This is a genomic window from Mycolicibacterium wolinskyi (genome assembly GCF_002101965.1).
Classification (GTDB): domain Bacteria; phylum Actinomycetota; class Actinomycetes; order Mycobacteriales; family Mycobacteriaceae; genus Mycobacterium; species Mycobacterium wolinskyi.
Genome location: NZ_LQQA01000004.1, coordinates 26,413 through 41,460, shown reverse-complemented (window position 1 = coordinate 41,460; position 15,048 = coordinate 26,413). Strand labels below are relative to the sequence as shown.

General features: G+C 67.0%; 14 protein-coding genes. 12 read left to right on the top strand and 2 right to left on the bottom strand.

Features of this window, described 5'->3' with window-relative positions:
- Positions 1–10: 10 nt before the first annotated feature.
- On the bottom strand, positions 11–727 hold the full coding sequence (locus AWC31_RS00815) for an eCIS core domain-containing protein (RefSeq protein WP_085141913.1): 717 nt from the start codon (positions 725–727) through the stop codon (positions 11–13).
- Positions 728–916: 189 nt separating this feature from the next.
- On the opposite strand from AWC31_RS00815, the gene AWC31_RS00810 reads away from it, so the two are divergent.
- The 12 genes from AWC31_RS00810 to AWC31_RS00755 all read left to right on the top strand — a co-directional run bounded on the left by AWC31_RS00810 (position 917) and on the right by AWC31_RS00755 (position 12,170).
- A complete protein-coding gene (locus AWC31_RS00810; protein ID WP_085141911.1) occupies positions 917–2,458 on the top strand; it encodes a phage tail sheath family protein in 1,542 nt (513 codons plus the stop codon).
- A gap of 30 nt (positions 2,459–2,488) precedes the next feature.
- Complete coding sequence (locus AWC31_RS00805; protein ID WP_036437200.1) at positions 2,489–2,935, top strand: phage tail protein; 447 nt, start codon at positions 2,489–2,491, stop codon at positions 2,933–2,935.
- The gene (locus AWC31_RS00800) at positions 2,920–3,384 is read left to right on the top strand and encodes a hypothetical protein (RefSeq protein WP_234816665.1); all 465 of its coding nucleotides are present in this window, start codon (positions 2,920–2,922) and stop codon (positions 3,382–3,384) included. The genes AWC31_RS00805 and AWC31_RS00800 overlap by 16 nt, the downstream gene beginning before the upstream one ends.
- On the top strand, positions 3,381–3,527 hold the full coding sequence (locus AWC31_RS00795) for a DUF6760 family protein (RefSeq protein ID WP_207626267.1): 147 nt from the start codon (positions 3,381–3,383) through the stop codon (positions 3,525–3,527). The genes AWC31_RS00800 and AWC31_RS00795 overlap by 4 nt, the downstream gene beginning before the upstream one ends.
- A 123-nt stretch (positions 3,528–3,650) precedes the next feature.
- On the top strand, positions 3,651–5,672 hold the full coding sequence (locus AWC31_RS00790) for a hypothetical protein (protein ID WP_085141908.1): 2,022 nt from the start codon (positions 3,651–3,653) through the stop codon (positions 5,670–5,672).
- Between the two features lie 28 nt (positions 5,673–5,700).
- Positions 5,701–6,168 (top strand): phage tail protein, encoded by a 468-nt coding sequence (locus AWC31_RS00785; RefSeq protein WP_067851189.1) that lies wholly within the window; start codon positions 5,701–5,703, stop codon positions 6,166–6,168.
- Positions 6,161–6,925: a CIS tube protein gene (locus tag AWC31_RS00780; RefSeq protein ID WP_067851187.1), complete on the top strand. Its 765-nt coding sequence runs from the start codon at positions 6,161–6,163 to the stop codon at positions 6,923–6,925. The genes AWC31_RS00785 and AWC31_RS00780 overlap by 8 nt, the downstream gene beginning before the upstream one ends.
- Positions 6,926–6,930: 5 nt before the next feature.
- Positions 6,931–8,745 carry a VgrG-related protein gene (locus AWC31_RS00775; protein WP_085141907.1) on the top strand — a complete coding sequence of 605 codons (1,815 nt, stop codon included), beginning with the start codon at positions 6,931–6,933 and terminating at the stop codon, positions 8,743–8,745.
- A gap of 14 nt (positions 8,746–8,759) precedes the next feature.
- Positions 8,760–9,044 (top strand): PAAR domain-containing contractile injection system baseplate protein, encoded by a 285-nt coding sequence (locus AWC31_RS00770; protein ID WP_067851183.1) that lies wholly within the window; start codon positions 8,760–8,762, stop codon positions 9,042–9,044.
- 2 nt (positions 9,045–9,046) lie between these two features.
- A complete protein-coding gene (locus tag AWC31_RS00765; protein ID WP_085141905.1) occupies positions 9,047–9,505 on the top strand; it encodes a gp25 family contractile injection system sheath assembly initiator in 459 nt (152 codons plus the stop codon).
- A 2-nt stretch (positions 9,506–9,507) separates the two neighbouring features.
- Positions 9,508–11,475 carry a putative baseplate assembly protein gene (locus tag AWC31_RS00760; protein ID WP_085141903.1) on the top strand — a complete coding sequence of 656 codons (1,968 nt, stop codon included), beginning with the start codon at positions 9,508–9,510 and terminating at the stop codon, positions 11,473–11,475.
- Positions 11,472–12,170, top strand: coding sequence for a phage tail protein (locus AWC31_RS00755; protein WP_085141901.1), 699 nt, complete (start codon positions 11,472–11,474; stop codon positions 12,168–12,170). Before AWC31_RS00760 ends, AWC31_RS00755 begins: the two co-directional genes overlap by 4 nt.
- Here the strand turns inward: AWC31_RS00755 and AWC31_RS00750 are convergent.
- Positions 12,150–15,041, bottom strand: a complete 2,892-nt coding sequence (locus AWC31_RS00750; protein WP_085141899.1) for an AfsR/SARP family transcriptional regulator — start codon at positions 15,039–15,041, stop codon at positions 12,150–12,152. The two genes, AWC31_RS00755 and AWC31_RS00750, sit on opposite strands and share 21 nt — an antisense overlap.
- Positions 15,042–15,048: the final 7 nt, after the last annotated feature.

Here is a 15,048-nt window from a genome sequence, read left to right as displayed (position 1 = left end):
CCGACTCTGCTCAGGCCGATTCTTCTTCGGCTTCTTCGTCCTGGCGTTGCACGAAGGTCTGTGCCGTCTCTTCTTCCTCGGCCGGCTCCTCCTGGCGCTGTACCGCAGCGCTCTCGGCGACCCGTTGCGCACCGGCGGGTGCGGCGGCCGGTGCCGGCGACGCCATCACGCGGTCCGCATTGGCGACGGCCTCGCGCTCGAAGCGGTCCGACGGATCGCTGATCTTGACGCCACCGCCTGCGTCGGTGCCGTCGACGGGCCCGCTGCGCTGCTGAACGACGTGCGTCAGCTCATGGGCGATCATGTGCTTGCCCGCGTCCGAGGCCGGATCGTATTTCCCACTCTGGAAGACGATGTCGGACCCCACGGTGTACGCCTGGGCGTTCACCGATTTGGCCGAATCGTGTGCCGCGCCGTCATGGTGCACGCGCACGTCACCGAAGTCATGGCCGAAGCGGCCCTCCATGTCGGTGCGCAGGTCGGCCGGAAGCGGCGAACCGCCCGAGCCGATGACGTTGTGCACCGGTGAGCGGTCCTCATCCATCAACGCGGACGCACCGGAGTTGCCCGCCACCCGCTGCAGCCCGGCCACGCCGGCCGGGCCTGCGACGTCGAGCCGGCCCGACAAGGCCGCCCGCATCGCCATCGCCGATTCCGGCTCCTCCAGCCGAGATGCTTTCGGGCGCAACTCCGATGCATGGGTGTGATCGCTGTCGTGGGTTCGCATGCTGCCCCGCTTCCCTCGCGTCTGTACGTCAACGATCCGGTGTGCGGATGGTGGTTGGCAAGGCGCGAACGCGGGACTGCCTCAAAGTGCACGATGCGGTGCCCACGCGGCAGTCCCCGCGCTCCTCGTCTCGCCCGCCGAACCAGCGCACGATCGTGGCCAGCCCATCGAGACCACCGAGGAGGCGCAATGCCGACGTATCTGTCGCCGGGTGTCTATGTCGAGGAAACCGACTCCGGCTCAAGGCCTATCGAAGGCGTGGGCACCGCTGTTGCGGCGTTCATCGGCCTTGCCGAGAAAGGTCCGTTCAACAAGCCCACGCTGATCAGCAACTGGACCCAGTACAAGAAGACCTTCGGCAACGCCATCGAGGGCGCCTGCCTGGCCGAGTCCGTCGCGGCCTACTTCCAGAACGGCGGTGGCAATTCGTACATCGTCCGGATCGGGGACGGCGAAGGCGAAAACGGTTCGGCGGGAAACCAACCCCAGCTGGAAGCGACTCCGCAGGCCGTGTTGGCCAACTACCGCATTCTCGCGCTCGACCCGAGCACACCGCCCGACCGGTTGCGTGTCGAGATCAGCAACTTCCACAACGAGGGCGAGGAACAGCCCAGCGGGGTCAAGCTCGTCGTGCATCGCGACGGTCAGGTCGTCGAGGAGTTCCCCAACGTCACCACGGCGCGCGGTAAGAACAACGTCGCCACCGTCGTCAACGCCGCTTCGCAGACGGTGAAGGTCGAGCAGATCCCCGGCAAACCGGCCGAAGACCTGCACGCAGGTATGCAGATCGCATTGGCCGCACCGGAGGACGTTGCCGTGGCCACTGCGCCCGAGCGGCTCAGCAGCGACGACTATGTGGGCAACGTCGAAGAACGCAGCGGTGTCGCGGGCCTGGAGACCATCGACGAGATCACCATGGTCTGCATGCCGGACCTGCTGAGCGCATACCAGCGCGGCGCAATCGATCTGGACACCGTCCAATCGGTGCAGACGGCGATGATCGCCCACTGCGAGCTGATGGGTGACCGGATGGCGATCCTGGACCCGCCGCCGGGCCTCAACGCGCAGCAGATCAAGGAATGGCGAGTGGACAAGGCACGCTACGACTCCAAGTTCGCGGCGCTGTACTGGCCATGGGTCACCACCGGCGGCGGCACGTACCTGCCGCCCTCGGGGTTCGTGGCGGGCATCTGGGGCCGCAACGACGACACTCGCGGCGTGCACAAGGCTCCGGCCAACGAAATCGTCCGCGGTGCAATCGATGTCGAGAGCTCGATCACCCGCCGGGAACACGATCTGCTGAACCCGGTCGGCATCAACTGCATTCGTGCGTTTCCCGGTCGTGGTATCCGAGTCTGGGGCGCACGCACCCTGTCGTCGGATCCGGCCTGGCGCTACATCAACATCCGGCGGCTGTTCAACTATCTCGAAGAGTCGATCCTCACCAGCACCGACTGGGTGGTGTTCGAGCCCAACGACTACTCGCTGTGGGCCAAGATACGCCGCACCATCAGCGCATTCCTGGTCAACGAATGGCGTAAAGGGGCGCTGTTCGGTCTGACTCCGGACGAGGCGTTCTACGTCAAGTGCGACGGCGAGACCAACCCGGCCGAGGGCATCGACGCCGGCGAGGTGGTGTGCGAGATCGGTGTCGCGCCGGTCAAACCCGCCGAGTTCGTCATCTTCCGCCTGTCGCAGTACTCCGGCGGAACCAGCCTGGTCGCCGAATAAGCCACACACCGAAGGAAAGGGTAGACAACCATGGCGCTGCAGGACGACGACAGCTCGGTAGGCCACTCGTTCGGACTCGAGTTCGACGGCATACAGATCAAGGCCATCACCGAGGTGACCGGCCTCAAGATGGAGCAGGACGTCATCGAATACAAATCGAACATGGCCAAGGACGGCAAATACAACGTCAAGAAGCTGCCGGGCCGATGGAAGGCCGGAGAGTGCACGTTGACCCGCCCGCTGACCAAGGACAACGGCTTCGAGAAGTGGGTCAAGGATTCGCAGCTGGGCAAGATGAAGGACGCCCGCAAGGGCGGTTCCATCATCGTCTTCGACTACGAGGGTGAGGAAGTCAAGCGTTACAACCTCACCGCGGCATGGCCGAAGAGCCTCGAGCTGAGTTCGATGAAGGCCGGCGACACGAGCGTCATGACCGAGAAGCTCGTGTTGACGTACGAGAAGTGCGAACCGGCCTGATGCGCAGGGGCAACATTCACGGGACTTCTGCCCTGGCCGACGCGCCGGGGCAGATGCCTTCCGCCGACGAGACACCCCAACTGCGAACCGAGTTCCCGTTCGTACTGCCCCGCGGCTATGTCGACCCGGCAGGCGCCGTCCACCGCCACGGCGTCATGCGGTTGGCCACCGCCAGGGACGAGCTGGTTTCACAACGCGATGACCGCGTTCGTGAGAGCCCGAATTACCTTGCGGTGGTATTGATCAGCCGCGTGGTCACCCGCATCGGCGAGATCGAGGACGTCCACGGCGGAGTGATCGAGAACCTGTTCGCGTCCGACCTGGCCTTCCTGCAAGACCTGTACCGCCGGATCAATCAGGACGGCCACACCCACGCCAGAGTCACATGCCCGCACTGCAGCAACGACTTCGCCGTCGATGTTGCCGGGAGTCGCCTGGGGGAATCGTGACGTGCGGGGTCGACGCACTCTACGACGAAGTCTCCTACCTCGCCTATCACCTGCATTGGCAACTCGACGCGGTACTCGACCTCGAGCATGCGGACCGTCGCAGATTCGTGCAGTTGACGCGCAACCTCGCCACGCAGAACTGAAGGGAGGCACCGATGCCCAAGTGGTGGCCTTGGAAGAGATCGGCGGATTCGGCTGCGGCGCAGGCCGCCGTCCGGCCCCCGGCAGCGACACCTCCGACACCGTCCTGGCAACGGTTGGCGCCCATGCAACGCACCGTCGGGCTCGAATCGACCGCACAGTTCGCCGGATTCACCGAGTCACTGACCACCTCCCAGAACCCCGGATTCACCCGGCCGGTCCAACTCCTGACGGCGGAGAACACCGATGGGTTGCCCGTACTGGAGCTGGCACGAAGCGCGGTCAACACCCCGAACGCGCCGACACCGGCACAGCCGGCGTCGAGGACGTGGGCCCCCAGGTTGCCGTCCGTCCAGCGCGCCCGAGTCGGCACCGTGGCGGCAGTGCAGCGCGCCGCCGATGATGTCGCCGCGACCGATGAGCCTGCGGCGCACGTATATCCCGTCGACGCCACCGACGCTGCCTATGCGGAGCCGAAGACGATGGTCGAGGCCACCGATCCCGACGACCGCCGGACGTTGGACGTGGCCGACGAGCCCGCAGCGCCGGCCGGTCCGCAACCTGAACCTCCGTCGGTGAGCGCGCCCGACGCCACACCGGCCGTCCCGTCGGCGCCGGTTCAGCGGACGCCATCCGATGGCGCTACCAGTTCTCCTGTGGTCCAGCCACTTCCGGCAACGCATCCACGTACCGCAGCGGCCCCACCGCTGCGGACACTGTCCTCGGTCCAGCGCCTCACCACCCGTTCTCCCTTGCCTGTGCTCCGCACGCTGACCTCGCCTGAGCCGAACCCACCCGTCATCGCCACCCGTCCCCCGGCATCGGCACCCGAGGATGTATCCATCGGTGTGTCCGGCGATCCGCCCGACAGCACGCCGACGATTCGGGACGTCGCGGCGATCCAGCGCACCCCGATACCCGACGCCGTCGAGAACGCGCCCGCCGAACCCGCCACGCCGGCGCCGCCCGTGGTGTCGATCGATGCCGGCCCGCCCGCGGAACCGGCCGCCGAGAATTCCGCGCTACCGGTCACTGCGGCCACGCCTGCGCCGGACCCCACAAGCGCACCGCCCCCGGTCGCCGTCCACCGGATCGCCGCCGCACCGGATGAGCCGCGCAGCACAACGACTTCGGTGGGTGCTTCGCCGCGTGCGGCGCAGCCTTCCTCAGTCCCTGTGCAGCGCCTTCCCGTCGTCCAGACCCGCCCGATGAGCCGGACGGAGCCGACCACCGCGGCACCCACGCGTCTCGAATCGCCGACCGTGCAACGGTCCGCAACCGACGCGACCGTACGTCCACCGCTCCCCACGGCGGACAAGCCGTCACCCGTCCAGTCCGTGCCCGCCCCCCTTGAGGTTCACGTAGAGCACGCGTTGCCCTCGGCGCCCATCGACTACCAGCCCGAAAAGAGTGAGTCGCCGGAATTACTCGCAGCCGATCGGCCAGACCCCACGCCACACGCCTCCGGCGTGACCGAACCCGACGTCGTGCAACGTGTGACACTGCCCGTCGCTCACCCCGCACCGCAGCCCGCCGCCACCCCGCAGCGCGGCACCGCGGCTCAGCCTTCGGTGCCGGCGGTGATTCAGCGGTCGACTGCCGCAGGCAGGCGCCTCGTGGTGCTGCCGCCCGTCCGCCGAAGCAGTGACATCCAGCGCAACGCCGATCCGACACCGGCGCACCAACACTCAGACGTCTTCCACAGCCCTCGCCCGGTCGGCCTCCAGCGCATGTTCGGGACGTCACCGGACCGATTCGAACGCGCACCCACGGTCACGGCACACGGCGGCCGGCATTCCGGCGATGCTCCGTCACCTGAAAACCATTTCAGCACAGCACCGCCCGACGGCGCGAGCTATGACGCCACGACGAACACCATCACCTTCGCGCCGCCGAGCGTGCAACGAGAGACCACGGAATCGGCTCCTGAGCCGGCACCGGTAGTCGATCCCGAACCGCCTCCGACCGCCGCGCCGGCCGCCGCGCCGACACTGACCGCCGCCCCGGCGCTCGGCGCCCCGGCGGCGGCCACCCCCGACGTCGACGAGTTGGTCAACCGGCTCTACGACCCGCTGGCCGCGCGATTACGCGCAGAACTGTGGTTGGACCGCGAGCGGGCCGGTGTCCTCATGGACCTGGGCCGATGAGCGCTTGTGGGGAGAGGAGACCGGACCGATGAGCCCGCCAAAACTGCCGCCCGAGGACAAGGACGAGGTTTTCGTCGGCGTCTGCTTCGCGGTCAAGTTCGACAAGACCGATGTCGGAAAATTCAGCAGCTGCGAGGGTTTCGGCCTCGAGGTGGTCATGGAGCAGCGCGAGGAGGGCGGAAACAACGGCTTGGTCTGGCAACTGCCGACGCGGATGAAGTACAGCAACATCAAGCTGACCCGACCCATCGGTCCTGACAGCGAGAAGCTGACCAAATGGATCGTCAAGGCACTCAACGGCCTCAAGCCGACCACCGGTGAGATCAAAGCCATGGACGCCGCGGGAAATCCGGTGATGACCTGGCAACTCGAAGGTGTCGTACCGGTCCGATGGACCGGGCCCAGCCTGAACCTGGACTCTCCCAAGGTGTTCACCGAAACCCTCGAAATCGCCCACCACGGTTTCACTCCGGAGAAGGGCACGGCCAATGGCTGACAAGACGATCGCGCTCAAGGCGCCGCCGCCCGAGCGTAAGGGTGACAGCGCTCCGGACACCTGGGCGCAACCTCAGTACGCGTTCCTGGAGCTCTGGGAACCCAAGCACGTCAAGGGCGGCAAGCCGGAGCTGGGTTCGCTCAAGGACAAGGTCACCTTTCAGTTCAACCCCAAAGAGGTCTCGATCACCAAATCCGCCAAGTGGGAACGCAAGCCGACCAAGGAGAAGAAAGCCGGACCGCCCGAGTTCTCCGGGTCCGAACCGTGCAAACTCAGCCTCGAGCTGTACTTCGACGCCACCGCGAAAGACGGCGTCGATGTCGTCGCATCGGTGGACAAACTGTTCAGCTGTTGTGTCCCGTGCACCGAAGGCGACAAAGCCATGCCGTTTCTGGTGGTTTTCAACTGGGGCCAGGTGAAAAGCTTCGCGGCATACATCAGCCAGGTTCAGGCCAAGTACACCCGCTTCGCCGCCAACGGTGTCCCGATCCGCGCGACCTGCTCGATCAACCTGGAGGAGATCGACGTCACGCCGGATCCGAAGCAGAACCCCACGTCGGGTTCGCAATGGGCCGACGACGTCCACACAATGGTCACCGGCGACTCGCTGGCACTGCTCGCCTACCGGGAGTACGGCGATCCCCAACTGTGGCGGCCACTCGCGGCCTACAACGACATCGACGACCCGATGCGGGTGCCCAACGGAACCCGGCTCAAGCTGCCGCGGCTCGAAGCGCTCGCGGCCAGGGCGGGCTGATCGGCATGGCCACCGCAGCGTCGTTCCTGATCGAATTCGACGGCACCGCACTGCCCGACGACATCAGCCCGTTGCTCACGTCGGCATACGTCGATTCGAGCCTGCGGCTTCCGGACGCGTTCATGTTGCGGTTCCGCGACCCCAACCGGATCGTGATCGAGAAGTCCAAGGTCAAGATGGGCACGAAGGTCAAGATCACCATCTCCAGCACACAGACCGAGACGCCGGAGAAGCTGATCGAGGCGGAGGTGACATCGCTGGAGGCCGAGGTCGGTGGGCCTGGATCGTTCACGGTCATCCGCGGTTACGATCCGGCGCACCGGTTGTTCCGTGGCCGCCACACCAAGTCGTACACCCAGACCACGGCGTCGGACGCCGTCACTCAGATCTCGCAGCGGACGAAGATCGCGGCCGGCGAAATCGAATCCAGTAAAACAGTTTTCGACCACCTGGGCCAGTTCGGCCAGACCGATTGGGAGTTTCTCGACTCGATGGCCCGGCGCATCGGCTACGAGCTGACGGTGCGCGACAACAAGCTGAGCTTCCGTCCGCGTGAAGAGGCGAACCGGGCGCCGTCGCAGGACGCCCACGACACCGATCCGTTGGTGCTGAGGCTGGGTACCGACCTCTTGCGGTTCCGCTCGGTGATCACCGCCGCCGAACAAGTGGCCGAGGTCGAGGTGCGCGGCTGGGACGTCGCGCAGAAACGCAAGATCGTCAGCACCGTGCCTGCGGGCACAAAAAGCGTTGAACTGCCGTCCATGAATCCCGCCGACGTGGCCAAGCCGTTCGGCGATCCGCGCTATGTCGCCTCCGACGTCGCATACCGTACGCAGTCCGAGGCCGACACCGCCGCGGCCGCGCTCACCGAGGAGATCGGCAGTTCGTTCGCCGAGATCGACGCCGTCGCAAGGGGTAATCCGAAGCTGCGAGCCAACGTCGGCATCAAGATCGACAACGCGGGGCAACCGTTCGACGGCAAGTACACCATCACCTCGGCGCGGCACCGCTACGACCCGGCCAATGGTGGCTACACGACGGCGTTCTCGGTGACGGGCCGCCAGGAACGCAGTCTGTACGGCCTGACCGCGGCGGGCGGACGCGCCTCGACGGCGGCGGGGGTGGCCGTCGCCGTGGTGAGTGACGCCAACGATCCCACCCACCAGGGCAGAGTCAAGTTGACGTTCCCCTGGTTGTCCGATGACTACGTCAGCGACTGGGCGCGCACCGTGCAACTCGGTGCAGGCAAGGACCGCGGCGCCATGGTCATCCCCGAAGTCGGCGACGAGGTGCTGGTGGCGTTCGAACAACAGGATCCGCAACGGCCGTATGTGCTCGGCGGTCTCTACAATGGTGTCGACACCGTGAACACCAAGGGGCCCAGTCTGATCGACTCCGGATCCGGGGCGGTCAACCGCCGCTCGCTCATCTCGCGCAACGGTCACCGGTTGGATCTTCTCGACGAGGACGGCAAGACCGAAGGCATCACCGCCGAAACCGGCGACGGCAAGCTCAAGCTGACCCTGGACTCGGTGGGCACCCGCATCGTCGTACACAGTGACGGCAGCATCCTGATCGAAGGCAAGAAGGGCATCGTCGTCGACGCCGCTTCTTCTGACCTGCAACTCAAGGGCAAGAAGATCTCCATTACGGCGACCAACGGCGTCGCGATGTCGGGCGGGGCGGGAGCCGTCGATGTCGAGACGCAGGTGGCGTTGTCGCTCAAGGGCACCACGGTCAAGGTCGCGGCCAAGGCGGCCGGCGAGTTCAAAGCCGGTGGGCCCACTGTCATCACCGGCGCACCGGTCAAGATCAACTGAGAGGAGCAGTGGCCATGCCACCAGCCGCACGCGTCGGCGATCTGACCGCACACCCCGGCACCATCGGTCCGCCGGGCGTTCCGACCGTGTTGATCGGCGGCATGCCTGCCGCAGTCGTCGGAACCACTCACGCATGCGCGTTTCCCGGGGTCGTACCCCACCCGCCCAACGCGATCCTCCCGCCGGGCTGCCCGACGGTGTTGATCGGTGGGATGCCGGCCGCCCGCGTCGGAGACATGACCGGATGTGGCGCGCCGATCCTTCCACCCGGCTGTCCCACCGTCCTGATCGGAGGCTGACAATGAGCGATCTCACCAACGATTTCATCGGGGCGGGCTGGAATTTCCCGCTGCAGATCGACCCGACCAATGCGATCGGCCTGGCCACCCATGTCCGCGACATCGAACAGGCCATCGAGATCATCATCAGGACAGCTCCCGGCGAGCGGCCCATGCGTCCGGAATTCGGCTGTCGCATACAGGATCACCTGTTCTCACCGATGAACGATGCGACACTCGCGGCGATTGCCAACGACGTTCGCCGGGCCCTGGAAGTGTGGGAACCACGCATCGACGTCGAGGACGTCAAGGTTTTGTTCGACCGGGGCGATCTCGGCATGGCCCACATCGACGTCGGGTACCGGATCCGCGGCTACAACGACGAACGCAACCTGGTGTTCCCGTTCTACGTCATCCCCGACGAGGCCGGCGCTCCCGGGTCCGGCGAACTGCCACCCGTCTACCAGCTGAATGAGGCGTGACGATGCTGCCCGCACCGAATCTCGACGACCGGACGTTCCAGAGCCTGGTGGACGACGCCCGCCGGCTGGTCCACCGCCGCTGTCCCGAGTGGTCGGACCACAACATCTCAGATCCGGGCATCACGCTGATCGAAACGTTCGCCATGATGGTCGACCAGCTCATCTACCGGCTCAACCGGGTTCCGGATCGCAACTACATCAAGTTCCTCGAATTGCTCGGCCTGGAACTACGCCCGCCCGGGGCCGCGCAGGGCGAGGCGACCTTCTGGTTGTCGGCTCCGCAACGGCAGCCCATCACCGTGCGCGAAGAATCCGAGGTGAGCACCGACCGCACCGATCTCGACGAACCGATCGTCTTCTCGACGACCGAGAAACTCGAGATCATCCCGTGTTCACTCGACGGCGGCCGGGTGGCGACGATGGCGGAGGGCGGCGAACCGGTCACGCAACGCAACGAGTTGGGCGGCAACGAATTCCGCTGCTTCTCGGATCGGCCGCTGGCCGGTGACGCACTGCTGCTCGGTCTCGACCGGGCGGTGCCGTCGTGCGCCGTGCTACTGCGGGTGAACTGCCGCGTCTCGGGTGTCGGTGTCGATCCCACCAACCCGCCGTACGTTTGGGAAGCCTGGACCGGAGGCGACTGGGTCGCCTGCGAACCGGGACCAGACGAGACGAAGGCCTTCAACAAGCCCGGCGATGTCATCCTGCACGTGCCGCGCGGGCATGTGCTCGACTCCCCGCCCCGCGTCGGCGGCGAGGCCCGCGGCTGGCTGCGCTGCCGGCTTGTCGACCCCGCTCCCGGCCAGTCGACCTACAGCGAATCTCCGTTCATCACCTCGATTTCGGCGTGCACGGTCGGCGGTACCGCGCGGATCGTGCACGCCAGGGTGGTGCGGGACGAGACGATCGGCACCTCCGACGGCACCGCCGGGCAGCGCTTCGCATTGCAGCACCGGCCCGTGCTCCCGTGGGCGGGCAGTTCGTTGCGCGTTGTCGCCGAGGGCGATACGACCGAGTGGAAGCCGGTGGAACACTTCGGGGATCAGAACGAGTCCAGCCAGTCGTTTCACATCGACCCGGTTGCCGGTGAGGTGGTGTTCGGTCCGGTGGTCCGCGAATCGGACGGGACCATTCGCCAGTACGGCCGGATTCCGCGGAAAACCGCCACGATCAAGATGTCGGCATACCGCACGGGCGGCGGCCGCAAGGGCAACGTGGGCGTCGGCCAGATCCGCGTGCTCAAGACCAGTGTGCCGTACGTGTCGCGGGTCGAGAACCGCAGAGCTGCGGTCGGCGGTGCGGAGGCAGAGACCGTCGACGAGGTCAAGGCGCGCGGCCCCTTGCTGTTGCGTACCCGCGGAAAGGCCGTGACCGCACAAGACTTCGAGCAACTGACCCTCGACATCGCCCCCGAGGTGGCCCGGGCGCACTGCCTCACGGCCGCCGACGAACGCGAGGCAGGTGTCGTGCGGGTGCTGGTGGTGCCGCACGTGGCAAGCGATGCCATGGATCTGGTGCGCCGCGAAGATCTCATTCCGCTGCCCGAGACCATCCAGCGGATCAAGAGCCATCTCGACGAGCGCCGCCTGGCCGGGACCCGGCTGATCGTCGAACCTCCGCACTACCGGGGTGTCACGGTGGTCGTCACGCTGGCGGTTCTGGCCGGGTACACCCGCGATCAGGTGAAAATCGATGTGGCCCGGACGTTGAACGGCCTGCTGCATCCGTTGAAGGGCGGCCCGGACGGCTCGGGCTGGCCCATCGGCCGTGCCGTGCAGGTACACGAGGTCACCGCGGCGCTGGCCCGGATCCCCGGGGTGGACATGGCCAGGAAGGTCACGGTCCAGTTGTTCGGTGTCGACCCCGCGACCGGGAAGCGGTCGACGGAGCCGGTCGACGTCATCCCGTTGGGCCGCAACGAGCTCGCATACTCCTTCGGCCGGCACAGTGTCCGGGTGGTGGACCGATGAGAGCCGGAGTGCCGCAACTGGACACGCCTCAACCTTTTCTCGACACGATGCCGTCGGTGTATTGGAGTGATCCACTCACCGAGCACCTGTGCGAGGCCTTCGACGAAGTGCTGGCGCCGATCTTCGCGACCCTCGACTGCTTTCCGGCATACCTGGACCCCAAGACCGTTCCGAGCGACATGCTCGACTGGCTCGCCGGGTGGATCGGCCTGCCCCTCGGTGGCCGCGAAACCACGCACAAGCGAGAACTGATCGCGGCAGGCGCGGCGATGCTGCGCTGGCAGGGCACCGCGCGCAGTATCCGCGACACCGTGACGGCCGCGTTCAGCCGCGACACCGAGGTGATCGAATCGGGAAGCGCGACATGGTCGTTGACACCGGACTCGAAACCCGGCGGCCGGGCCACCCCCGGTCTGCTGGTGCGGGTCACGGTCGACGCCGGTGACGATGTCGACGTGCGCAGCGTCGATGCCCTCGTCGACGCCGTCAAACCCGCGCACATCCCGCATCGTGTCGAGTTGGTCACGCGCGCGGCACCGGTGGCGACCCCCGCACCCGCCCCGGTGGTCACCCCGGTGCCCGAAGTCCGACGGCCCGCGCCGCAACCAACGGATGATCCGCAGACTCGCAAGCTCAGGATCACCGATCTGAACCCGCCCAAGGATCCGAACGGGTCAGAACACGGCGACCTCTAGATCCGCCCGAATCCGGGCATGCTCACGGCGGACATATTCCGCCGAGCTGAGGTCGCCGAGCGTCTCGTGCAGGTCGGCGAGTACCACCCAGGCATTGTCCTGGTACTGGTCGAGCTGTACTGACCGCTGCGCCGTGACCAGGGCCTGCTCGTACTCACCGAGCGTGCGGTAGTCCGATGCGAGTGCGGCAGCGGCGGCCGCCGCCGCACGGTGCAGGCGTTCCCGTTCTTCGTCGATGTTCGGTGCGCCCGACATCTCCGGCAGCAGTTCACCGGTGTACAGGTTGAGGGCCTCCTGACGGGCCACCACCCGGCCCCGCACGTCACCACGCGCCGACGCGGTCGCCGCCCGGCTCAGCGCGTCGGCGAAATCTCGGACGTCGACTGTCGCCCGGTCGGGCAAGGACAACCGATACGATTCGCCGCGTCGCCGGATCACGAGGTCGGATTCGCTGAACATGCTGCGCACGCTGGACACGGCCACTTGCAGGCGATGGCAGGCGACGGAATGGTCGACACCGGGCCACAGGATGTCCTCCAGCAGTTCGCGGTGGTGATCGTGGTCGGGGTTCAACGACAGGATCTGCAGCACCCAACGCGCCTGTGGCCGCAGCTGACTCAGCGCCGCGATCTCACCGTCGATCGCGATGCGGTAGCCGCCGAAGCAGGTGATCGCCACCGGTGGCAGGCTGGCCTCCACCACCTCGGCGGCCGCGGTGACGGCGCTCGGCGGTTCGGGAGCGTCCCCAATTTCGGCGAAAAGCACTGGCAGACCGCATTGTTCGGCGAGCGCTGCGGCACCGACCGCCTCGGGAACTTCATGATCTGAGACCTGCTGCAAGACCGCGAGGGCCAAGGCGCGGGCCCCACGGCACCGAAGTGCGTGGCTGTCGTCGACCACCCGGCGGGCGGCCGGCACTGTCGCCTGCGGGTCGATGACCGCGAGCAGCCGGCACCACAACTGCAGCACGGGCGCGTCGAGCTGACCGAACCTTGCTTCGGCAGCTGCGAGTTGAGACTTTCCGTCCTCGCCGACGCGTAGCTTGGCCAGCGCCACCGCGAACAGGAGCAGGGCGGAACCCCAGCTGTCACCCATCCGGTCCGCCGCCGAGATCAGGTCGTTGCACCCCTCCAAGCGCCACACCGCATCACGTGAGACGATCAGCGCAACCTGCTCCAGACCGTGGCACAACCGCGAAACCCACGGAAGCCCTTCACGTTCCGCTTCCGCGGCGATTGTGCTGAACCGGGCGGCCGGGTCATTCGGCCCGCCGTCGACGAGGTCGAGGGCTGCCGCTGCCAGGCTGACCCAGATCGTCAGCGACGATTCGGGTTGGCGGTCGTCGACAACCGACTGCAAGATCTCGCGGGCCGCACGAAGCTCACCGGCGGCGACGGCCGCGACCGCGTGCGCGAGCCGCACCCACCCGTCGGTTGCCGTCGAACCGGCAACTTCCGGCGCGCGCCGCAGCGCGTCCCGAAGCGGATTGGCCCAGTGCTGCACGAGCGGTTCCGGCACTCGCCCATTCCGGTTGCCGGGCAACCACATCGACGCGACCGCAGACTCCTGGCGACACATCTGGCGGTAGTTGGGTTCGTCGTACAACGCCTCGGCGTGCCGGTAGGCCTCCACGCCGCGGGCCAGCGCACCTTCGCGCACCAGGCGGCGGGCGTTCGCCACTGCCAGCCACGGGTCATGTTGCCACGTACTCGCCGGCAGCAAGTGGGCGTCGTCGACCACCGTGGCATCGATCCGGGCGCCGCCGGTGTCGGCCACCAGACGTGACACCGAGGCCCAGTCACCGGCCTTGGCGTACGCGCGCACCGCGGGCCGCAACTCCCCCAAGGTCTCGAGCACAGCGCCGCTCTTGCGGTAGTAGGACCGCGCCGCCGCGGGCCCGTACTCCTCCACGAGCGCGAGCTCCAGGTGCGACTGCAGCACTTCGTGATACCGGAAGTACACGCCTCCGTCGTCGGTGGAGGTGAACAGTTGCGCGGATTCGAGCTCCTCCAGGATGCGGTGGCTGCCCGCGGCGCCGAGCAGCGCATCGCACGCCTCCCCGGAAAGGCGGCCGAGCGTACAGGTACGCAACAGGAAGTCACGCCGTTCCGCGGGCAGTTCGGCCAGCACGTTGCGGGTGAGGTACGAGCGCACCAACTTCGACCTGCCGCCGAGCCCGGCGACCGCCTGGTGGCGTTCGGATGCGGTTCGACCGACCGTGGCGAGGTGGAACAGCTGCAGCCCGGCTGCCCAGCCGCCGGTCCGGCGGGTCAGCGCGGCGGCCGCCTCCGGCCGTAGCGGCTCGCGGTACACCGATGCGAACAACTCCTCGACTTCCCAAGACCGGAACCGGAGGTCGTCGCTGCCGGTTTCGGAGATCGAACCCGAAACGCGAAGACGCGGGACGTTGATGTCGGGCATTCGGCGTGAACCGCAGATCAATCGCAGCCGGCGGGGTCGCAGCGAGATGAACCGCTCCAACGCGCGCTCGGCGGGCGTCTCGGCGATCTCGTGCAGGTCATCGAGGATCAGCACAGCGCCCGCGCCGCTCCATTGATCGAGGCCCCCGAGCAGCTCCCCCATCGATTCGGCGCGGCCCGTGTCCGCCAGCATCGACAAGGCGGCGCCGATGTGGGCCGCCATGCGGTGCTCGGTGGAATCGTCGGCGGTGATGCGGTACCACCCGACGGGCCGCTCCGACGCGGTCGCGACGTGTGCCAGCAATGTCGTCTTCCCGCAGCCGGCCGGCGCCACCACCATGTCGACGATCGTTTGCGGTCCCGACAAAAGCGGCTGTTCCAGCCGTTCGCGGGCCAAACCGGACACCTCCGGCACCCGAAGTTTCTCCCGCAGGACGACGCAGTCAGCCATGACCGTC